18 protein-coding genes are annotated in these 17,950 nt (G+C 68.8%); 8 read left to right on the top strand and 10 right to left on the bottom strand.

Annotated elements, in window-relative coordinates; genetic code table 11:
• From ACWELQ_RS13015 to ACWELQ_RS13000, 4 genes are all read right to left on the bottom strand, one after another.
• The coding region (locus ACWELQ_RS13015) for an SAF domain-containing protein (protein WP_452397231.1) at window positions 1-309 on the bottom strand (309 nt) is incomplete at its 3' end.
• Window positions 310-498: 189 nt separating this feature from the next.
• Window positions 499-801, bottom strand: coding sequence for an FmdB family zinc ribbon protein (locus ACWELQ_RS13010; RefSeq protein WP_452397230.1), 303 nt, complete (start codon window positions 799-801; stop codon window positions 499-501).
• Between the two features lie 70 nt (window positions 802-871).
• Entirely contained in the window at window positions 872-1,453 is a 582-nt protein-coding gene (locus ACWELQ_RS13005; protein WP_452397229.1) for a 5-formyltetrahydrofolate cyclo-ligase, read from the bottom strand.
• A gap of 24 nt (window positions 1,454-1,477) precedes the next feature.
• On the bottom strand, window positions 1,478-3,133 hold the full coding sequence (locus ACWELQ_RS13000; protein ID WP_452397228.1) for a purple acid phosphatase family protein: 1,656 nt from the start codon (window positions 3,131-3,133) through the stop codon (window positions 1,478-1,480).
• 198 nt (window positions 3,134-3,331) lie between these two features.
• Here ACWELQ_RS13000 and ACWELQ_RS12995 point away from each other — a divergent pair, with 198 nt between their 5' ends.
• The 4 genes from ACWELQ_RS12995 (at window position 3,332) to sepX (ending at window position 7,476) form a co-directional block, all read left to right on the top strand.
• Complete coding sequence (locus ACWELQ_RS12995) at window positions 3,332-4,252, top strand: UTP--glucose-1-phosphate uridylyltransferase (protein WP_452397227.1); 921 nt, start codon at window positions 3,332-3,334, stop codon at window positions 4,250-4,252.
• Between the two features lie 44 nt (window positions 4,253-4,296).
• A complete protein-coding gene (glp, locus tag ACWELQ_RS12990; protein WP_452397226.1) occupies window positions 4,297-5,556 on the top strand; it encodes a molybdotransferase-like divisome protein Glp in 1,260 nt (419 codons plus the stop codon).
• A gap of 9 nt (window positions 5,557-5,565) precedes the next feature.
• On the top strand, window positions 5,566-6,216 hold the full coding sequence (locus tag ACWELQ_RS12985; RefSeq protein ID WP_452397225.1) for a GNAT family N-acetyltransferase: 651 nt from the start codon (window positions 5,566-5,568) through the stop codon (window positions 6,214-6,216).
• Window positions 6,217-6,420: 204 nt separating this feature from the next.
• Window positions 6,421-7,476 carry a divisome protein SepX/GlpR gene (sepX, locus tag ACWELQ_RS12980; protein WP_452397224.1) on the top strand — a complete coding sequence of 352 codons (1,056 nt, stop codon included), beginning with the start codon at window positions 6,421-6,423 and terminating at the stop codon, window positions 7,474-7,476.
• 173 nt (window positions 7,477-7,649) lie between these two features.
• On the opposite strand, the gene ACWELQ_RS12975 is transcribed toward sepX, so the two are convergent.
• Together ACWELQ_RS12975 and ACWELQ_RS12970 are read right to left on the bottom strand one after the other, a co-directional pair.
• Entirely contained in the window at window positions 7,650-8,708 is a 1,059-nt protein-coding gene (locus ACWELQ_RS12975; protein ID WP_452397223.1) for a hypothetical protein, read from the bottom strand.
• Entirely contained in the window at window positions 8,708-9,454 is a 747-nt protein-coding gene (locus ACWELQ_RS12970; RefSeq protein ID WP_452397222.1) for a ParA family protein, read from the bottom strand. The genes ACWELQ_RS12975 and ACWELQ_RS12970 overlap by 1 nt, the downstream gene beginning before the upstream one ends.
• 319 nt (window positions 9,455-9,773) lie before the next feature.
• Here ACWELQ_RS12970 and ACWELQ_RS12965 point away from each other — a divergent pair, with 319 nt between their 5' ends.
• Window positions 9,774-10,685 (top strand): C40 family peptidase, encoded by a 912-nt coding sequence (locus ACWELQ_RS12965; protein ID WP_452397221.1) that lies wholly within the window; start codon window positions 9,774-9,776, stop codon window positions 10,683-10,685.
• 69 nt (window positions 10,686-10,754) lie between these two features.
• Window positions 10,755-11,723, top strand: a complete 969-nt coding sequence (locus ACWELQ_RS12960) for an SMP-30/gluconolactonase/LRE family protein (RefSeq protein WP_452397220.1) — start codon at window positions 10,755-10,757, stop codon at window positions 11,721-11,723.
• On the opposite strand, the gene ACWELQ_RS12955 is transcribed toward ACWELQ_RS12960, so the two are convergent.
• Entirely contained in the window at window positions 11,672-12,328 is a 657-nt protein-coding gene (locus ACWELQ_RS12955) for a TetR family transcriptional regulator (protein WP_452397219.1), read from the bottom strand. The two genes, ACWELQ_RS12960 and ACWELQ_RS12955, sit on opposite strands and share 52 nt — an antisense overlap.
• Window positions 12,329-12,607: 279 nt before the next feature.
• Here ACWELQ_RS12955 and ACWELQ_RS12950 point away from each other — a divergent pair, with 279 nt between their 5' ends.
• A complete protein-coding gene (locus tag ACWELQ_RS12950; protein WP_452397218.1) occupies window positions 12,608-13,318 on the top strand; it encodes a helix-turn-helix domain-containing protein in 711 nt (236 codons plus the stop codon).
• Between the two features lie 59 nt (window positions 13,319-13,377).
• On the opposite strand, the gene ACWELQ_RS12945 is transcribed toward ACWELQ_RS12950, so the two are convergent.
• Window positions 13,378-13,659 carry a hypothetical protein gene (locus tag ACWELQ_RS12945; RefSeq protein ID WP_452397217.1) on the bottom strand — a complete coding sequence of 94 codons (282 nt, stop codon included), beginning with the start codon at window positions 13,657-13,659 and terminating at the stop codon, window positions 13,378-13,380.
• 219 nt (window positions 13,660-13,878) lie between these two features.
• Between ACWELQ_RS12945 and ACWELQ_RS12940 the strand changes: the two genes are divergently transcribed.
• Window positions 13,879-14,835 carry an undecaprenyl-diphosphate phosphatase gene (locus ACWELQ_RS12940; RefSeq protein ID WP_452397232.1) on the top strand — a complete coding sequence of 319 codons (957 nt, stop codon included), beginning with the start codon at window positions 13,879-13,881 and terminating at the stop codon, window positions 14,833-14,835.
• A gap of 72 nt (window positions 14,836-14,907) precedes the next feature.
• Here the strand turns inward: ACWELQ_RS12940 and ACWELQ_RS12935 are convergent, their stop codons facing one another.
• Window positions 14,908-16,575, bottom strand: coding sequence for a cutinase family protein (locus tag ACWELQ_RS12935; RefSeq protein WP_452397216.1), 1,668 nt, complete (start codon window positions 16,573-16,575; stop codon window positions 14,908-14,910).
• A 181-nt stretch (window positions 16,576-16,756) separates the two neighbouring features.
• Window positions 16,757-17,950: lipase family protein (locus tag ACWELQ_RS12930; RefSeq protein ID WP_452397215.1), on the bottom strand; the 1,194-nt coding region annotated here is incomplete at its 5' end.

The following is a 17,950-nucleotide window of genomic DNA, read 5'->3' as shown; positions in this document are numbered from 1 at the left end:
CCCGGCCGCGAGCCCACCCGCCAGCGTGGCCCCGCGCACCCGACCGGCGTCGCGCAGCGCGCCCTCGGGGAGAGTGGCCGCTTCGCGCGGCGCGCTGCGCAGATCGCCGTCGGTCAGCACCTGTCCGGGAGCCAGGTCTCGCGCGGCGACCAGCACCTGCGTATGCCCCTGCGCGGGGTCCGCCCGCACGGCCAGAAAGCCCGCGAGCACGAGCAACGCGACCGCCGCGGCTCGGCGCAATAGCACCGAGTCCGCGCAGGTCCAGCGGCTACGGAACTCGTGCAGGAAGGCTCGCGGCGTTCGCGTCATGCGAGGAAACGTACGACTCCGCCAGGACCGCCACGCCCGGGAAAAGGCGTCGCTGTGGACAACTGAGCGGGCTGTGGATAACGACGAATAGCGGCAGAGGGGTGCGGCAGTGGGCCTTCATCACCCGTTTTTCCGGGATCCGGGGGCATGGCCCCCGGGATCTTCCTTTCGCGCCCAGGGCGCGCGGAATCAGGCGGCCGAGGTGCTGCTGGGGGTCGCCGACGAGGTCGAGGCGGTGGTGGTGCTCGCCGTCGAGCTGGAGCTGCCGCTGTCCGAGCTGGGCGACGGCTTGGCGGCCTCGGAGGAGGTGGAGCCGTTGCGGCTGTCGGTGCGGTAGAACCCGCTGCCCTTGAAGACGATGCCGACCGAGTTGAACAGCTTGCGCAGCTTGCCGTTGCAGCGATCGCAAGTGGTCAGTGCGTCATCGGAGAAGGACTGCACGATGTCGAACTTGTTGTCGCACTCGGTGCATGCATACGAGTAAGTAGGCATCGGGTAACCTCCACGCTCTTCGTCGAATTGGCACTCTACAGCTGGCAGTGCCAACGCTGCCAATCGGGTGTCAATTCCCGGGGTGATCTTCGAGACGCCGCAGCCCGCCGAACGGGGTCAACGCCCATCCCATTCGGTGGTCGTGGGACTCCTCCGGCAAACGCGCGACGAGTTCGTCGTCACGCACCACGGCGACCAATCGCGCATCGGCGCGGCAGGCGCCCAAACTGCGATCGTAATAACCGGCCCCGCGCCCCAATCGGACGCCGCGCCGATCCACCGCCAATGCCGGAACCAGAATGGTCGCGGCACGCGCGATCCCATTCGCGACCGGCGCGCTCTCGGGCTCGCGGAGTCCGAACCGCCCGCGCCGCAAGCCTTCCGGGCCGGTGTACTCGGCCCACTCCAGCGGGCCGGGCTCGCCGGTCACCGGCAGCAGCACCCGGGCTCCGGCGGACCGGAGCGCATCCAGCATGGCCAGGGACCCGGGTTCGCCGCCGACGGGCACGTAGGCGCACACCCAGTCGTCGACGACGCTCGTGACGGCGACGGCCAGCGCCGCCGCCTCACGTTCCCGGATCTCCACCGGCAGGGCCTTGCGGGCCGCGAGGATCTCCGCGCGCCACGCTCGCTTGTCCCGCTCGTCCGTCACGCTCCCACCCTAAGGAACCGGGCCTCAGCGGTCCGAGCGCGGGCGGGTGAGGGTGAAGGTGTCGATCGCCTTCAGCTCGCTGGTCGGGCCGGTGATCGCGTAATAGGTGCCCTTGATCGTGGTGTTGCCGCCGGGCGTTCCCGGGTCCACGTCGAAGGAGCAGAACCCGTACGGATTCGCCGCGTCCTTGAAGGCCGACCAGGGCGCGTCCTCGAGCACGTACACCGGGGCCTTCTTGCCGGTGGCCGGGTCCACGTCGCCGACGGCGGTGATGACCCGGCACTTGTCGCCCGGGAAGAACAGCTGATTGGACGGCGCGGAGGTGCCGCCGCCGCCGATCACCAGGTGCACGGTGCCCTTGGTGGTGTCCACCACGTCCTTGCGGGTGTCGGCGGGCTTGGGGGTGAGGGTCTCGAACCCCGTGGTCCCGCGCACCGGATGCGACCGCTCGTAGTGGTGTTCGTGCCCGCACAGCACCAGGTCGACCTGGTACTTGTCGAACAGCGGCAGCCAGTCCTGCCGGATGGCCAGGTCCGCGCCGTTGAACTTGTCGGCCGAGGAGATGGCGACCTGGTGCATGAACACCACCACCCAGTCGATGCCCTTGTCCGCGCGGGCCTTGGCCAATTCGCCTTCCAGCCAGCGCTTCTGGGCGCCGCCGGAGTAGCCCTTCACATAGCTGTTGCCGCCGTCCTGCAGGCAGATGTCGTCGTTGGCCACGGCGATGACGCGCACGCCGCCGACGGTGAAGGAGTACCACAGGCCCTTGGCGTGGTCCTCGGCTCCGGCGTCCGGCACGCTGAAATACGTTTGGAACGCCTGGTATCCGATGGGCCCGTTGCCGAGCTCGTTCTCGTGGTTGCCGGGCGCGGGCATCCACGGCCGGTAGCGGGCTGAGCGGGAGTTGTTGGCCCAGTAGTCGTTCCAGGTGCGCACCCGGTCGGTGGCGATATTGGCGTAGCAGAGGTCGCCGTTGATCAGGTTGAACAGCGGCGCGAGCGATTCCACCGCGGAGGTGACGTCGCCGGCGTACTGGGAGCCGAGGTTGTCGTTGAGGGCCTTGCCGTCGACGATCTTGCCGACCGTGGGGGTGCCCTGATCGCCGAAGCTGGTGAACCGGAACTTGGCGCGCCCGGCGGGCGCGGTACGGATGGTGCCCAGTTCCGGCGGCGCGCCGTCGTGCCCGGCGGCGTACACGTAGTCGGTGTCGGGGGACAGGCCGGTGAGACGCGCGTGGTGCGCTTGAATCTCGATGCCGGACTTGGCATCCCGGTAGGTGCGGGTCTCGGCCTGCACGCTCTTGCCGAACCCGGCGTCGGCGGTGCCGTAGCGCACGGTGGGCTTGTCGACCGAGCCGGTGGTGTGCCAGGTGACCACGACCTCGCGGGCGGCGTCCGCGCCGAACTGGAGGTGCAGTCCCGAAACCCGCGGCGCGGCAGCCCGATCCGGGCTCGTCACCAGTTCGGCCGAGCGCGGCCAGGCGGCGGCGTTGGAGCTGCTGTCGCCGCGCAGCGCCACGGCGCCGCCCGCGCCGACGGCGAGTCCGGCGATACCGGCGATCGCCGACGCCCCGAACAGTCGGCGGCGGCTGAGCCCGCGCCCGTCGGGGGAGCCCGCGTTGTCCGGCGTGCCGGTGTTTTCCGAGTGATGGGAGCTGTGGGGATCCTCACGGTCGGTCATAGGTGTCAGCTAACAACCGCTGGGTACGACGAAGGTCACGGCGTGGCGAACATGAAATGAAATAAACAGGTCGGTCTACCAGATGGGACTCGGTCCGGCGTTCGATGCGCCCATCGCCGCCGCGCCCCTTAGGCTCTCGGGGATATCGAGGCGGCCACGAGCCGCTTCGAGCTTGTAACGGATGGATAGGGTGAATTCATGACAGCTAACGGCGGCGGAGCCGATGCGTGCTTCCGCACCGCGGTGGTACCCGCGGCGGGGCTCGGCACCAGGTTCCTGCCCGCGACCAAGACGGTCCCCAAGGAGCTGCTGCCGGTGGTCGACACCCCGGGCATCGAATTGGTCGCCGCCGAGGCCGCGGAATCCGGCGCCAATCGGCTGGTGATCGTGACCTCGCCCGGAAAAGACGGTGTGGTCGCGCATTTCGTCGAGGATCTGGTGCTGGAGAGCACCCTCGCCGAGCGCGGCAAGTTCCATCTGCTCGAGAAGGTGCGCAAGGCCCCGGCGCTGCTGGACGTGACCTCCGTCGTGCAGGAGGAGCCGCTGGGCCTGGGTCACGCGGTGGCACAGGCGGAATCGGCGCTCGACGACGACGAGACCGCCATCGCGGTGCTGCTGCCCGACGACCTGGTGCTGCCCTCGGGCGTGCTGGAGCTGATGGCCCAGGTGCGTTCGGAACGCGGCGGCTCGGTGCTGTGCGCCATCGACGTGCCCAAGGAGGAGGTCAGCGCCTACGGCGTGTTCGACGTCGAGGAACTGCCGGGCTCGCCCGCGGATGTGCTCAAGGTCAAGGGCATGGTCGAGAAGCCCGCCGTCGAGGACGCGCCGTCCACCTTCACCGCCGCCGGCCGATACCTGTTGGACCGCGCCATCTTCGACGCGCTGCGCCGCATCATCCCGGGCGCGGGCGGCGAGCTGCAGCTGACCGACGCCATCGCGCTGCTCATCGACGAGGGTCACCCGGTCCACGTCGTGGTCCATCGTGGGTCGCGACACGATCTGGGCAACCCGGGCGGTTATCTTCGTGCTGCGGTCGATTTCGCGTTGGAGCGCGAGGAATACGGTCCCGCCCTGCGCGAGTGGCTCGAACAGCGGCTCGGGCGGGCCGGAACCCGCTAGCCGACCGCGCACCAACAGGCCAGTGGAGACAATGGAAGGGCGGCATGCGCTCGGTTGAGGATCAGCAGATCAAGGTGACCGCCGCGGCCGTGGCGCCGCGGCCGGTCCGGGTCGCGATCAGCGAGGCCCAGGGACTGCTGTGCGCCGAGGACGTGGTCACCGAGCGTCCGCTGCCCGGATTCGATCAGGCCGCCATCGACGGATACGCCGTGCGCAGTGTGGATGTCGCGGGCGCGGGCGCGAGTATCCGTGACGAGGACGGCAATTCGGTGGATCTGAGCCTGCCGGTGGTGGGTGAGGTGGCCGCGGGTTCGCGGCAGCCGATCCGCCTGCAGCCGCGCCAGACCGTGCGGGTGGACACCGGCGCGCCGCTGCCGACCCTCGCCGATGCCGTGCTGCCGCTGGAGAACACCGACGGCGGCCGGGCGCGGGTGAAGGTCTACGAGTCGGTGCGCTCGGGTGATTACGTGCGCCGCATCGGCGATGACGTGCAGCCCGGCGATCTGGCCGTGCGCGCGGGCACCATCATCGGCCCGGCCCAGGTGGGCCTGCTGGCCGCGGTCGGCAAGGACAAGGTGCTGGTGCATCCGCGCCCGCGGCTGTCGGTGCTGTCGGTGGGCGGCGAGCTGGTCGACATCGATCGCACCCCCGGTCCCGGCCAGGTCTACGACGTGAACTCCTACGCGCTGGCCGCCGCCGCGCGTGACGCCGGCGCGGACGTGAACCGGGTCGGCATCGTGAGCGCCGACCCGAAACGCCTGCGAGATGTGGTGGAGGGCCAGCTGGTTCGCTCCGAGGTGGTGATCATCGCGGGCGCGGTCGGCGGCTGGGCGTCGGAGCAGGTGCGCGAGGCCCTGGAGGGCCTGGGCGAGCTGGAGATCACTCGGGTGGCCATGCATCCCGGTTCGGTGCAGGGTTTCGGCCTGCTGGGCCGCGACGAGGTGCCGACCTTCCTGCTGCCCTCGAATCCGGTTGGCGCGCTGGTGGTTTTCGAGGTGATGGTGCGCCCGCTCATCCGGATCGCGCTGGGCCGCCGCCATCCCATGCGCCGCATGGTGCGGGCGCGCACCATCCTGCCCATCGCCTCGATTCCGGGCCGTCGCGGCTATCTGCGCGCGCAGCTCATGCGCGATGAGCAGACCGGTGATTATCTGGTGCAGCCGCTGGGGGGTCCGAACGGCGCGTCTTCGCATCTGCTGGCGACCATGGCCGAGGCCAACAGCCTGATCGTGATCGACCCGGATGTCACGGAGGTGCGTACGGGGGACGAGGTGCGGGTCGCGTTCCTGGCACAGCGAGGGTAGGGCGTGGACATGAATGTCTTCCGGACCGCCCAGCATCCGGGCTGGCCCGCGCATCTGGGGCCGGTGCGGTGCGCGGCCGGTGTCGTGACGCTGCGCCCGATCCGGCTGCGCGACGCCTCGGTCTGGAGCCGGATCCGGGTGCGGGACAGGGATTATCTGGAGAAGTGGGAGCCGACGGGCCGGGGCCCGTGGGAGGCCCGCAACCACTCCAGCAATTGGCCCGCCCTGTGGTCGGCGCTCAAGGCGGAAGCCCGGCGCGGTGCCATGATCCCGCTGGTCATCGAGGTCGACGGCCAGTTCAGCGGGCAGCTCACGGTGGGCAATATCGTCCGTGGCGCACTGCGTTCCGCGTGGATCGGGTACTGGGTGTCGAGCGAGCTGGCGGGCCGGGGCGTGGCGACCGCGGCGCTGGCGCTGGGTCTCGACCACTGCTTCGGTGAGGTGGGCCTGCATCGGGTGGAGGCCACCGTGCGCCCGGAAAACCTTGCCAGCCAGGCGGTTCTGCGCAACGTCGGCTTCCGCGAGGAGGGGCTGCTGCAGCGCTACCTGGATGTCGACGGGGCGTGGCGCGACCATCTGCTGGTGGGAATGACGGTCGAGGAGGTCTCGGGCACGGTGGTGGACAGGCTGATTCGCGCCGGACGCGCCACCAAAGCCTGATAACTCGCTGTGCAGTGCGGCCGTGAGATTTTCGTACCCAACCCGTGTGACTAGTGTTGCGGGTGTGATCGGCGCGCCTGTGGGGAATTCCGGTTTGGTGGAATTAACCTACGGACGTCGGTGGTGCGTCCGCCTACCAACCGGTAGGTGTTACGGGGCACGTCGAAGGGACAACGATCTGGGCGGGACGGAGGTGTGACGGCAATGCCGAATTCGATCTTGTGGATCGGTTTGGTGGTGCTCTGGGTCTTCGTTCTGTTTCCCATGCTGGCCAACCGTCATCCGCGCATCCGTCAGCACACCGACGCCGCCCTGTCCACGCGGGTGTTGCATCGCGGTGGGGCCGAGCGAAGCGCTAGGAAAGGTCCGGCGACCGGACATGACACCGACCCGGACTACGTACCGGTTCGCAGGAAGCTTCAGCACCCGAGCGAGGATCCGGAGGATCGGATGACCAGATCGGACGACAGCGTGGCTGCCTCGGACGAGAAGGAAGTCGACACGGAAGCCCCGGCCACCACCGAAGCGGCCGAGCCCGAAGCGGATTCGGCGGAGACCGCCACCGCGCCGGAGGGGACCGCCACCGAGCTGGAGGGGACCGCCGCCGCGCCGGAGGAGACCGGCAATTCCGAGTCCGAGACAGGCGAACCCGAGCCGGTCGCCGCCGAGACACCGGAACCCGAGCCGCGCACACCCCAGCGCACCCGCATCCCCGCCCTCCGCGCGCCCGACCCGGCCCCCGAACCCGAGCCCGAATCGGATTCCGACGACGAGGATTTCGTGCCGTCCCGGCGCGGCCGCGGCGGCTTCGACGCGGAGGCCGACGCCGCCGCCCGCGCGGCCCGCTACACCTTCCGCCAGCGCGCCGTGCTGGGCTTGGTGCTCTCCACCCTGATCCTGGCCGCCGCCGGCTTCGCCATCGCCTCGCTGCTGTGGGCGCTGTGCGCCCTGTCCGCGGTGGTCCTGGTGGGCTATCTGGGCTACCTACGCAGACAGGTGCGCATCGAGGCGGACATCCGTCGCCGCCGCGCCGCCCGCGCCGTCCGCAAGCGCACCGAGGTCGAGAACGAGACCCCCGCCCGCGACCGCCCCCGCCCCGACCGCGAACAGACCCGCACCCAGCTTCGCCGCGCCGTCCTGGTCGAACCCGACGACGAGGACCCCCTCTTCGAACACCTGGAACTCTTCGACGCCGCCGAGGCCCGCGCCACCCGCCAGCGCGCCACCGGCGGCCGCGAACGCCGCGCGGTCGGCGAATAACAGCGCACCACCGAGAGGGGCTCCCCGGCTGACCGGGGAGCCCCTCTCGGTGAATAGGCTTTTGCTATCGCACGGTTCGGGGCTCCGGCGATCGCCGATCGAATCAATTCCGAAGCGGCACATAAAGAAAGAGGCCCGGCACTCGGCCGGGCCCCTTTCCTTTCGATCCGTTGTCAGCCTGCCGGAATCTGCCGTTCGATGAGTTCGGCGAGCGTGCGCAGTTTCGCCGCGAATTCCCGGGCCGCGACCGGATGGTCGGTGGACCCGCGCACCACCTTCTGGGTGAGCGCGGTGAGCCGGGATTCGACCGAACTGAATACGTCGGGCGTGTGCGACTGCTCTTCGATCAGATCGCCGCGCAGCCACGCCTGCAGTCGCTGCACGACTTCGCCCTCGTCGTAGTCGTCGGGCAGCACCGCGACGGCCTCGCGGAGCTTGCCCGCGGTGACCTTCACATCGGCGGCCAGCGTGGTGTACACGGTGACCGCCGCCTCCTCGCCGTAGGCCGCCGCCACCGGCAGGAGCTCGCGGATCTGCCCCTCGTTGAGCGACGGCGCGACGGGATGCAGGCGCGCCGCCAGCGGCCAGGCCCGGATCAGCTTGTGCGCGTAGGACCGCTGCATGTCCCACCGCTTCTCCACGTACTCGTCGAAGGTGGCGTGCTCGGCGCGGTAGAGCCGGGCGTCGCGCACGATCTGCAGTGCGCGCCCGGCGGTCCAGAAGGCGACCCGCAGGGCGTCGATGGAGGATTCGCAGACTTCGAGCTGGGCGGTCTCCGAGCTGCTCAGCGGCCCCGCCCCGGCCGCCGAGGGCAGCGGCATGTCCAGCACCGAGGCGGCGGGTTCGGGTCGCGCGGGCGCGGGAGATGCCGCGACCGATTCCGCCGCGATTGGTTTCGCCGCGACCGGCGGTGTGGCTACCGGCTCCGGCGGAACAAGGCGAGGCGGAGCGGGTCGGGGAGGAGCGGGACGGGCCGGGACCGGCTTGGGGGGCGCGCTTTCCAGCACGACCACCGGTGCTCCCGATTCACTCTCGTCGGTCGGTTCCGCCGCCACCGCCGGTTTCGACGGCGACATCAGCACCGCCGTCGCCGCCTTCGACAATTGCGGCGTGCGCGGCCATTTGGCGTCCCGCAGCGGGGAGACCGGGGGAGTGTGCTCGGCCTCATCGGAGAGCGGGTTGCGGCCCAGCCCCCCGCCGCCGATGGAGCCTTTACGGCGCTGCGGTGGCATCAGGCCGACACCTCCACCGGAATGCGCGTCGCGGCCGTGGCTTCCAGATAGGGCCGGATCAATTCCTCACCGACGGCCAGGTATTCGCCGATATCCTCGAGCGGATTCTCCGCGCCGTCGCCGACCTCTCCGTCGGCGGCCTCGCGATACCACTTCCACGCACTCACGTAGGAGTCGAACACGTCGTATCCGGCGTCCTCCAGATTGCCGCGCTGCGTGCGGTATTCGGTGGACACATTCACGCCGTTCTTCATGGTGACCGGAACCTTCGTCATGAGTACGCGCACGCGTATGGCGCGATCGTGTTCGGCCGCGGCCTCTTCGGCGGCCCGATAGGTACTGGGCACGCGCTTGACCTCCGAGGGGCTCACGCTGGTCACCAATACGAGCTCGTCGCTCACCGGCACGGCCGCCTTGAAGATCTCCGCGGATTCGCCGCCCGCGTCGACGATGATCACGTCGAAGTTGCGGGAATTGTCGGTGATGCAGTCGTGCACGTGCCGGGACGGGAAGGCGAGCAGTTCGAAGGGGACTTCGACGTCGGCCTTCTGTAATCGCCGATACCAGGAGTACCCGGTCTGGCTGAGCGGGTCGGCGTCGATGACGAGCACGCGAAGTTTGTGCACGCTGGTGAAATACGAGGCGAGGAAGAAGGCGGAGGTCGTCTTTCCCACGCCGCCTTTGAGATTCCCCAGTGTGACCACGAGCGGTTCGGGAAGATTCGGTAGCGCACCGGATTCGGTCATTGTTCATCCTCCTGATGATGGGGAGGGCAGGTTTACCGTCCGCCAGTCTCACACGGGCGCGCGTCCATATCGGGCACCGCGCGCGTGATGTCGCGGATTTCGATCGAAAACCGTTGTGTCCAAGCCCGAAAACGGCTGTGTCCAATTGGACACAAGCGTCAATGGTTACTGTTTCGTTATGAATAACACGCCTGTCATTCGTTGCGCCGCCTGATCTTCCGGCGAAATATGCACTTTCGGATCTGCTGGCAGTACCGAACATTCGCGAGTGTTGGACGGAAACCGGATAGCCCACGGCTTAGACGGAGGACGACCGCTCATGGAACAGATCGGTGATAGACAGAAGGTTCTGAAGCTTCCGCGGCTGAGCCTGCGGACCCTGGTCACAGGAGTCCTCGGCGCGGCGGCCGTCGGAGCGGCCCTGCTCTTCACGGCGGGCGAGGCGCATGCGGCGCCGATCGAGGTCCCCGGTATCGGGGCCATCGAGATCCCGAACGAGATCGCGGCGCAGCTGGGCCTCGCCGCTCCCGGAATCATCACTCCGGCACAGGAATCCACGGGCGGGGAAGCCGGTGATTTCCGTCCCGTGACGAATTCCGATGCCGATGGCCGGATCCCGGGCGTCGGTGAGGCGGACGCCTCGCGGATGGTCGCGATCCCCGAACGGGTCGCCATCACTCCCGCGGACCCGCTGCAGGATCCCGTTCCGGTGCAAGCACTCTCGCCCGAACCGCTGCGCCCGGCGCCCGCGCCGGAGGTGCGCTCGGTGGTGGTGGCCGGCCTGGGCACCTTCCAGCTCCCGAGCAGCCTGCCCCCGCTGACCGGAATCCCCGGGGTCACCGATGCCGCGGCCGCGCCCGCGCCGGTACCCGCGGCCATGCCGAGGACGACGGCCGGGCAGCGCGCCATCGAGGCGGCCCGCAGCAAGCTCGGCGCGTATTACCGCGCGGGCGGCAACGGCCCGGACTCCTTCGACTGCTCGGGTTTCGTGCAGTGGTCCTATCGCGAGGCCGGAGTCGAATTGCCGCGCACCAGTTATTCGCAGCTGGCTTCGGGCACTCCGGTGCCATTGGACGAATTGCAGCCCGGCGATCTGGTCTCGTATTACGGCGGCGGTCACTCCGCGCTGTATCTCGGAGACGGCAAGATCATCCATGCCAGTGACAACAGTTCCGGCGTGAAGATCTCACCGCTGAACAATATGCCGGTGACCGGAGCCCGCCGCTTCTGATCGAACCCGTCAAGTCCCGAAAACGTTTTACGATACAGGGATCAATCGGCCGAATTCGTGAGGTGCGAGATGGGCAAGAGGCTACGACTCGGTGGCAGGCGATCGGCGGCGATCGCATTCACCGCGCTCACCGTCGCCGGACTGTCGACCGTCACCGCCGCACCGGCATCCGCCGCCCCGGTCTGCGCGGGGGCGGGGCAGCCGACCTTCACGGTGGCCACCGTGCCGGGTGCCGCGCTGGAGGGCATCACCGTCGATCCGGCGGGCAGAGCCTTCGTCACCGATCTGGTGAGCGGTCAGGTCTTCCGCATCGACGCGCCGGGCGCTCCCGCGGTGCCGATCGCCCGGGTGCCCAGCGGTGGTGCGGGCGCACTGGCCTGGCTGCCGGACGGTCGCCTGCTGGTCGGCTACGGCGCGGACGCGCGCGCGGCCATCGGCGACAGCATCCGCCATGCCGGTATCGTCACCGTGGATCCGGACACCGGGGCCATGGCTCCGTTCGCGGCCGGGCTCTCGGCGGCCGACGGCATGGATGTCGCGCACGACGGAACCGTCTATGCCACAAACGATTTCGGCTCGCTGGTGGGCCGGGTGTATCCGAACGGCGCGGTGCAGGCGGACTGGGCGAGTTTCCCCAGCGCCAACGGCGCGGTGCTCGACGCGGGCAATGGATACCTCTACGTCTCGCGGACCTTCGTCAATCCCGGCGTGAGCCGGATTCCGACGGCCGCCCCCTGGGCCCCACAGTCCCTGCTGGACCTGTCCGGCGGCGACTTCTTCGACGCTCCCGACGGACTGACCCTCGACGCGGCGCAGCGCCCGGTGGTGCCGTTCAACCCGTCGGGTCAGGTGGTGCGCATCGACGCCCCGGGCCAGTACTGCGTCCTGGGCTTCGGACCGCAGCTGACCAGCGAGGTGCAGTACGGGCGCGGCGATCGCGGCTTCTCGGCCGGTCGGCTGTTCGGCATCACCTTCACCGGCCAGGTCTACGAGATTCCCGGCGGGTTCGACCCCGATGCCCGCACGGCCGCGCCCTGACGGTCGACGGGTTCGGTGAGCAGTCCGACGATCATGGCGATGATGTTGTCCTGCACATCGTTTCGCTCACCCGCGGTGGGCAGGTCCTGGCTCTCGTAGTCGGCGAGCAGGGCGAAGATGACGGTGCTCATGGCGCGCAGCCGGTAGGTGCGCTGCGCGCGTCCCAGGTCGGGTAGCGCCCGGTAGAGCCGGGTCACGATCTCTCGCGTTGCGTGCCAGCGCTTTTCGCTCAGGTCGGGTCCGGTCAGCGCCGGATGCGAGCGGGCCTGCTCCAGGAACCGCGCGTAATGCGTGGATCCCTCGGCCCGGGGCACGTCGAACATGGGGCGCACCAGGATGTCGACCAGCGCGGCCACACTGTCGGGCGCGCCCGCGGCCCGGTGGGCGGTCAGCAGTTCGGTGCGCCGCGCCTCCAGCGCGGGCTGATGGCGTTCGATGATGGCGGTGATGAGCCCGTCCCGGGAGCCGAAGTGGTAGTGCACCGCGGAGTTGTTGCGCTGTCCAGCCGCCACCGCGATATCGCGCAGGGCCACATCCGGCCCGCGTTCGGCGATGGTGCGCTCACCGGCGAGCAGGATGAGCTCGCGCGCGTCAGGACTGTTCACCGGGTCACTATAGGACCGGGTCGCGCCGTCCGGTTTCGGCGCGTCGGGTACCACCGGCCGTGTCGCGGCGGTCGCAGGCTGTTCGATCGGAGGCGAACGCTACGTTGCGTTCACAATGCGGGTAATGAACGAATGCCGTAGGGATCGGGATAACGCCTGCCGCACAAGCGAATTCGCGATTCCGCCGCGCCGCTGTCCGATGCAATCAGCCAGGTCGTGTGTTGCAATAGGTTGGAGCCCCTGCCGCTTCGGCGGCACTCTGATGAAGGAGCCGCTCCGATGCCCGGAGGAAGACTCAGCCAGGAGGATCGCCGTCTCATCGCCGCGGGCCTGGCCGACGGGCTCGGCTACGCCGATATCGCCCGTCAGCTGCACCGTCCCACCTCCACCGTGAGCCGCGAGGTGACCCGCAACGGCGGCCCGGGGCGCTATCGCGCGGATCTGGCCCAGGCCGCCACCGCGGTGCGCTCGCGGCGTCGCGCTCCCCGGCCCAAGCGTCCCGAAAACCCTTCCGGCGCAGACGGATACGGCCGAAGCGAGGCGCTGCTGGCCGAATTCAGCGGCCAGTTCGCGGCGTTGTTCGCCGAGGCCGGGATGCCCAAGATGGCCTCGGCGGTCCTGGCCCGGCTCTACGCCGCGGACTCCGGCAGTCTGACCGCCGCGGAGCTGGTCGCACATCTGCGGGTGAGTCCCGCCACCGTGTCGGCGGCGGTCGGCCGGCTCGAGGAGCAGGCGCTGATCCGCCGCGACCGTGACCCGGGCAGTCGCCGCGATCGCTACTTCATCGACGAATCCGCCTGGTATCGCGCCACTCTCGCGAGCGCGCGGGCCAACGAGCGGTTGGCGGCCAAGGCGCGCGACGGCGCGGACGCGCTCGGGTCGGCCACGCCCGCCGGGCTGCGGCTGCTGGGCATGAGCGAGTACCTGGAGCGGGTGGGCCTGGATATGGTCCGCTCCGCGGAACGCTGGCGCGCGCAGCTGGCCAACTGAGAACCGCTGTGCCGGTGGGTGACTGGCGTCCGACAAGGGACCGGAGCGCCGATGCGGAACTAGAGCGCCGGGGCGCCGGGCGGCGAACCGCGGAATGGATTTCCGACGGCGATTCCCGGGAACCTGCGGTGAATACGATCCACATAGCGGCGCACGGTGGAGAGTTCGGCACTGATCGATTGCCTGGCCTCCGCGGTCGGCGCGGTCTGTAATCGCCTGGTCAGTTTGACTACATGCTTTTCCAATTCATCCAGGAAGATGCGAGCCTGAGCTAACTCCGGATCCTCGCCGGTGTCGGGATTGTCGAATCCCCTGTACTGCATATCGCGGAAGTATTCCACGCAGGCCGCCTCCGTGCCGCGCAATTCGATTGCGTACGCGGAGAATTCGCCCTTCGCAGCATTGCGTGCGCCGCATTGAAACCCGCGTGCCGGGGTCGCGGGTCGCCCGCGCTGCGCCGCGGCGTGGAGGCGAACAGGCAATCGGACACTGGTAGCCTCGCGAGGCGAGCAGCCCCGGTGGTCCGGGGTGTTCGGTTCCCGCACGCCCCTCCGACAGGAATTCGAATGGCCATCAGTTACCTGGAATCGATCGTCGTCGGCGCACTGCAAGGGGTGAGTGAGCTCTTCCCCGTCTCCAGTCTGGGCCACAGCATTCTGCTGCCCGCCCTGGTGGGCGGTAAGTGGGCCGATGATCTGAGCATGTCCGGCAAGGATTCCCCGTATCTGGCGCTGCTGGTGGCCATGCATGTCGCCACCGCGCTGGCCCTGGTGATCTTCTTCTGGCGCGACTGGGTGCGCATCTTCCGCGGCCTCTGGGATGTGGCGCTGACCCGGCGGATCCGCACGCCCGAGGCCCGGCTGGGGGTGCTGCTGGTGATCGCCACCATCCCGGTGGGTCTGGCGGGCCTGCTGTTGGAGAAGGCGGTCCGCACCTATCTCGGCAATCCGATACCGACGTCGATCTTCCTGGCGATCAACGGTTTCGTGCTGTTGTCGGCGGAGATCATGCGCAAGCGCGACCACGAGCCCGACTTCGAGTTCCGCAGTCCCACCGGCCGCACCGCGGACCTCTCGATGGAGGACACCATCGTGCTGCCGATGACCGATCCGGATCGCGCCTCGGATGTTCGCCTGTCGCGCCTGAGCATTCGCGACGCCACCCTGATCGGCGCGGCCCAGATCGCCGCGCTCTTCCCCGGCATCAGCCGCTCGGGCAGCACCATCGTGGCGGGCCTGTTCAAGGGCATGCGCCACGAGGACGCCGCCCGCTTCGCCTTCCTGCTGGCCACCCCGGTCATCCTGGCCGCCGGTGTGCTGAAGACGCCGGAGCTGTTCAAGCACGAGAACCACGACATCCTCGGCCCGGCGCTGGCGGGCAGTGTGGTGGCGGGCGTGCTGTCCTATATCTCGGTCAAGTTCCTCACCGCGTACTTCGAGACCAAGACGCTGACCCCGTTCGCCATCTACTGCCTGGTCGGCGGTCTGGGCAGCCTGGTCTGGTTCACCATTCGCTGAGTCGGTCGGCGGCAACGAAAATGCGCCGGTGCGCACCTGGAAGGGGTGCGCACCGGCGCATTTCATTTCAGCTCAGTGCGTAGGTGTCGTGGTCGGCGGCACCGTGGTCGTCGTGACCGGCACCGTGGTGGTGGTCGGCGCGACGGTCGTGGTGGTGACCGGCGGCGTAGTGGTGGTGACCGGCGGCGTAGTGGTGGTGACCGGCGGGGTCGTGGTGGCCGGGTCGGTGGTGGTCGGCGGCACCGTCGTGGTGGTCGGCGGCACGGTGGTCGCGCTACCCGGCGTGGTGGTGGCCGGGGTCGTGGAACCGCTTGCGGGCGTACTGGTTCCGGACGCGCTCGCCCGCGCCGCGGCCAGCACGTTCGGGGTGGTGGTGGCTGTCGGCGAGGAGGTCAGCGTGTGCGGGTCGAGCTGCTTGGCCTGCGCCTGCTTGGCCAGCTCGGTCAGCCACGCGGCCGCGTAGTCCGCGGAGCTCACCTGCTTGCCGTTGTCCGGGTTCTGGTCATGCCAGTAATCGAAGTGGTGGCCGGTGCCATTGGGGCCCAAGGTCAGGTTGTACGGGTCGTTCAGGAGCACCGGGATGGTGTTCTGATTGGTGGTGATCAGCCCGATGACCTCGTTGAACACCTTCTGCGGCAGGTAGGCCAGCGGCGACATGGTCTCGGCCTGAATGGCATCCTGGGCGACCGGCGTCGGGTTGTCCTGATTCGGCTTGTAGTCCGGCGCGGACACCTTCAGCAGCACATCGAGGAAGGTCTCCTTGCTGGTCCACCAGCCCGGATTGTGCGCGATGTCGGCGAAGGCGTTGCCCGCGATCTTGCCCAGCACCACGGCCACGTTCATGCCGCTTTCCGGGGTGAGGGTGTTGTCGTTCTGGATCTGGTCGACATTGATCTGCCGACCCACATTGACCGCCAGCTGCAGCAGCGAGATGTTCTTCGGTGCGGCGCAGGTGAGGTCGCCGTCGGAGCAGAAGGACGCGATGCGGCCGTTGAGCGACCCGAAGTCGCCGGCATGGTCCTGCAGTGCGCCCTGACCGCCCGCGACATCCTTGTTGGTCTGATAGCTCTGGTTGAAATTGTCGGGGTGGCTGGGATCCTTGGCCCCGATGAACGGACCGTCGCCCGCCGAACGGCCCGCGTCGGCGAGGATCACCACACCGGCCACGTTGCCCGGATCGACGATCCCGTACTTGCCGTCGGCCCCGGCGTTCTGGTGCCCGATCTCCATGGCCACGCGGCGCGTGACGTCCGCGCCCTCGCTGTAGCCGACGATCGCGAACTTGGTGTTCGGGCAGGCCGCGGAGATGTCCCGCATGACCTGTTCGGTATTGGCGACACCGGTGTTCACGGCGTCCTCGTAGGTGCTCAGGTTGGCCGGATAGGAGACGTACACGGCCCAGTACGAATTGGAGTCGACCTGCCCGTTGGGCGCGTTGACGATCGGGTCTTCCCAGTGGCTCTGGTAGTCGTCCGACAACGCGGCGGGCAGTTCGTTGCCATTGGCGTCGACCAGCATCTTCGTGGTTCCGGCCTGCGGCGAGTCATTGCGCCCGGCGACCGAGATGGTGACCATGTCATGGCATTCGGTGACCGACGCCTTCAGCGCCGGATCGGCCTGCTTGGAATCCGGTGACGTGTACGCGAAAGTCACCGCCACCACCGCCGCCAAACCCAATGCCGCGGGTGCGGCCACCGCCGATGCGATGCGATGTCGTTTCATGAACGCGCGAATTTCCATGCCCGAATCCCCATTTCACCCCGACAGTGAACCGTTGAGCCCTGTCTGCAGTCGGGCCATCTACCACCGGAGACGTCGTCGCGGGTGACGCGAGCGTTACTTTCGCGAATGAGACGCTATCGCAGCGTGACTCGAGCAGGACAGTGACGCAGGTCCGCGCTGAGACCTGCGTCACATCGGTTTACGCGCCGATCGGCTTGCCGAAGAAGGACGCCAGGGTGTCGCCGATGGTCCCGGCCAGCATCTGGAGCTCACCGGGGGTGCCGAGCATCGACGGCATGTCCGTGGTCGAGCAACCCGGTTGCGCCGCAACGCCATCGAGCCGATCGAAGAGCCACATGAGGGCGGCCGGTCCGCCGGTGACCTCGGCCATGATGTGCTCGCTGGCCCAGTCCCGGGTGTAGGTCACCTGGGCGGCGGGGTCCTGGCAGTAGGTGTTGACGAGCTGGTCGGTCGAACCCAGCGGCAGGATCTCGTCCCACTTCGAATGCCACATGAACACCGGCATGTCCGGCAGGCTCTTACCGAGCCGGGTGTCCTCGAGCATGGCCTGCACGGCGGGCTCGCGCAGCGGGTCGGGGGAGTTGATCAGGCCGGTGATGTTCAGGAACGGCAGCAGTGCCGACTGATACTGCACGCAGAACGGCGCTTTCACCGTGCGCAGCAGCTGGCCGAGCGGATTGAGCTTCTGGTCCAGCATCGCGTTGAAGTCCGGGTATTCGCGGGCCAGGCCGAGTACCGCGCCGAGCACCAGGCCTGCGGTCGCCTGATTGTTGGCCATGAGCAGCGTCGCACCCAGGTCGGCGCCGGTGCCGCCGGAGGCCGCGCCGACGATATTCAGTTCCGGCGCATAGGTTTTGCGCAGTTCGGCGGCGTGCATGGTCGGCATCGATCCGCCCGAGTAGCCGTACATGGCCACCGGCGCGCCCGCCCCGACGCCGAGCGGCGCGAAGGAGGTGGCGGCGCGAATGCCGTCGAGGGTGATCCGGCCGCCCAGCGGTCCGGCCGCGTACGCCGAATTCGGGCCCTGGTGATCGGGGATCACCACCGCGTCGCCCCGCTGCAGGGCCGACTGCGCGAACAGGAATTCGGCGGGCGCGACGATCTGCCCGAGGAAGGTCGCGGCCGAGAACTGTTGCAGCGCATAGGAGGGACTGCAATAGCCCGCCGTGGAGTCCTCGGCGATCTGCACCGAGAGCAGTTTGCGCGGCGTGGGGGAGACCCCGCGCGGCTTGAGCAGGGTGGCCACGGCCGGGATGGCCTCGTCGCGACTGTTGTTGGAGCGGTAGGAGACCTGCCAGGCGTCCACATTGAGCGGGATGAGCCCGAAGTTGGCGACGTTCACCTGCCGGGCCGCGATGATCTCGCCGGGCGC

It is taken from the genome of Nocardia sp. NPDC004722, assembly GCF_053601505.1.
This window is presented reverse-complemented; position numbering and strand designations above follow the sequence as displayed.

Excerpts from the sequence above, each read along its gene's own strand:
- ACWELQ_RS13010 (WP_452397230.1), bottom strand. The coding sequence starts at position 801 with ATGCCTACTTACTCGTATGCATGCACCGAGTGCGACAACAAGTTCGAC.
- ACWELQ_RS13000 (WP_452397228.1), bottom strand. The coding sequence starts at position 3,133 with ATGACCGACCGTGAGGATCCCCACAGCTCCCATCACTCGGAAAACACC.
- ACWELQ_RS12995 (WP_452397227.1), top strand. The coding sequence starts at position 3,332 with ATGACAGCTAACGGCGGCGGAGCCGATGCGTGCTTCCGCACCGCGGTG.
- glp (WP_452397226.1), top strand. The coding sequence starts at position 4,297 with ATGCGCTCGGTTGAGGATCAGCAGATCAAGGTGACCGCCGCGGCCGTG.
- ACWELQ_RS12985 (WP_452397225.1), top strand. The coding sequence starts at position 5,566 with ATGAATGTCTTCCGGACCGCCCAGCATCCGGGCTGGCCCGCGCATCTG.
- sepX (WP_452397224.1), top strand. The coding sequence starts at position 6,421 with ATGCCGAATTCGATCTTGTGGATCGGTTTGGTGGTGCTCTGGGTCTTC.
- ACWELQ_RS12975 (WP_452397223.1), bottom strand. The coding sequence starts at position 8,708 with ATGCCACCGCAGCGCCGTAAAGGCTCCATCGGCGGCGGGGGGCTGGGC.
- ACWELQ_RS12970 (WP_452397222.1), bottom strand. The coding sequence starts at position 9,454 with ATGACCGAATCCGGTGCGCTACCGAATCTTCCCGAACCGCTCGTGGTC.
- ACWELQ_RS12965 (WP_452397221.1), top strand. The coding sequence starts at position 9,774 with ATGGAACAGATCGGTGATAGACAGAAGGTTCTGAAGCTTCCGCGGCTG.
- ACWELQ_RS12960 (WP_452397220.1), top strand. The coding sequence starts at position 10,755 with ATGGGCAAGAGGCTACGACTCGGTGGCAGGCGATCGGCGGCGATCGCA.
- ACWELQ_RS12950 (WP_452397218.1), top strand. The coding sequence starts at position 12,608 with ATGCCCGGAGGAAGACTCAGCCAGGAGGATCGCCGTCTCATCGCCGCG.
- ACWELQ_RS12935 (WP_452397216.1), bottom strand. The coding sequence starts at position 16,575 with ATGGAAATTCGCGCGTTCATGAAACGACATCGCATCGCATCGGCGGTG.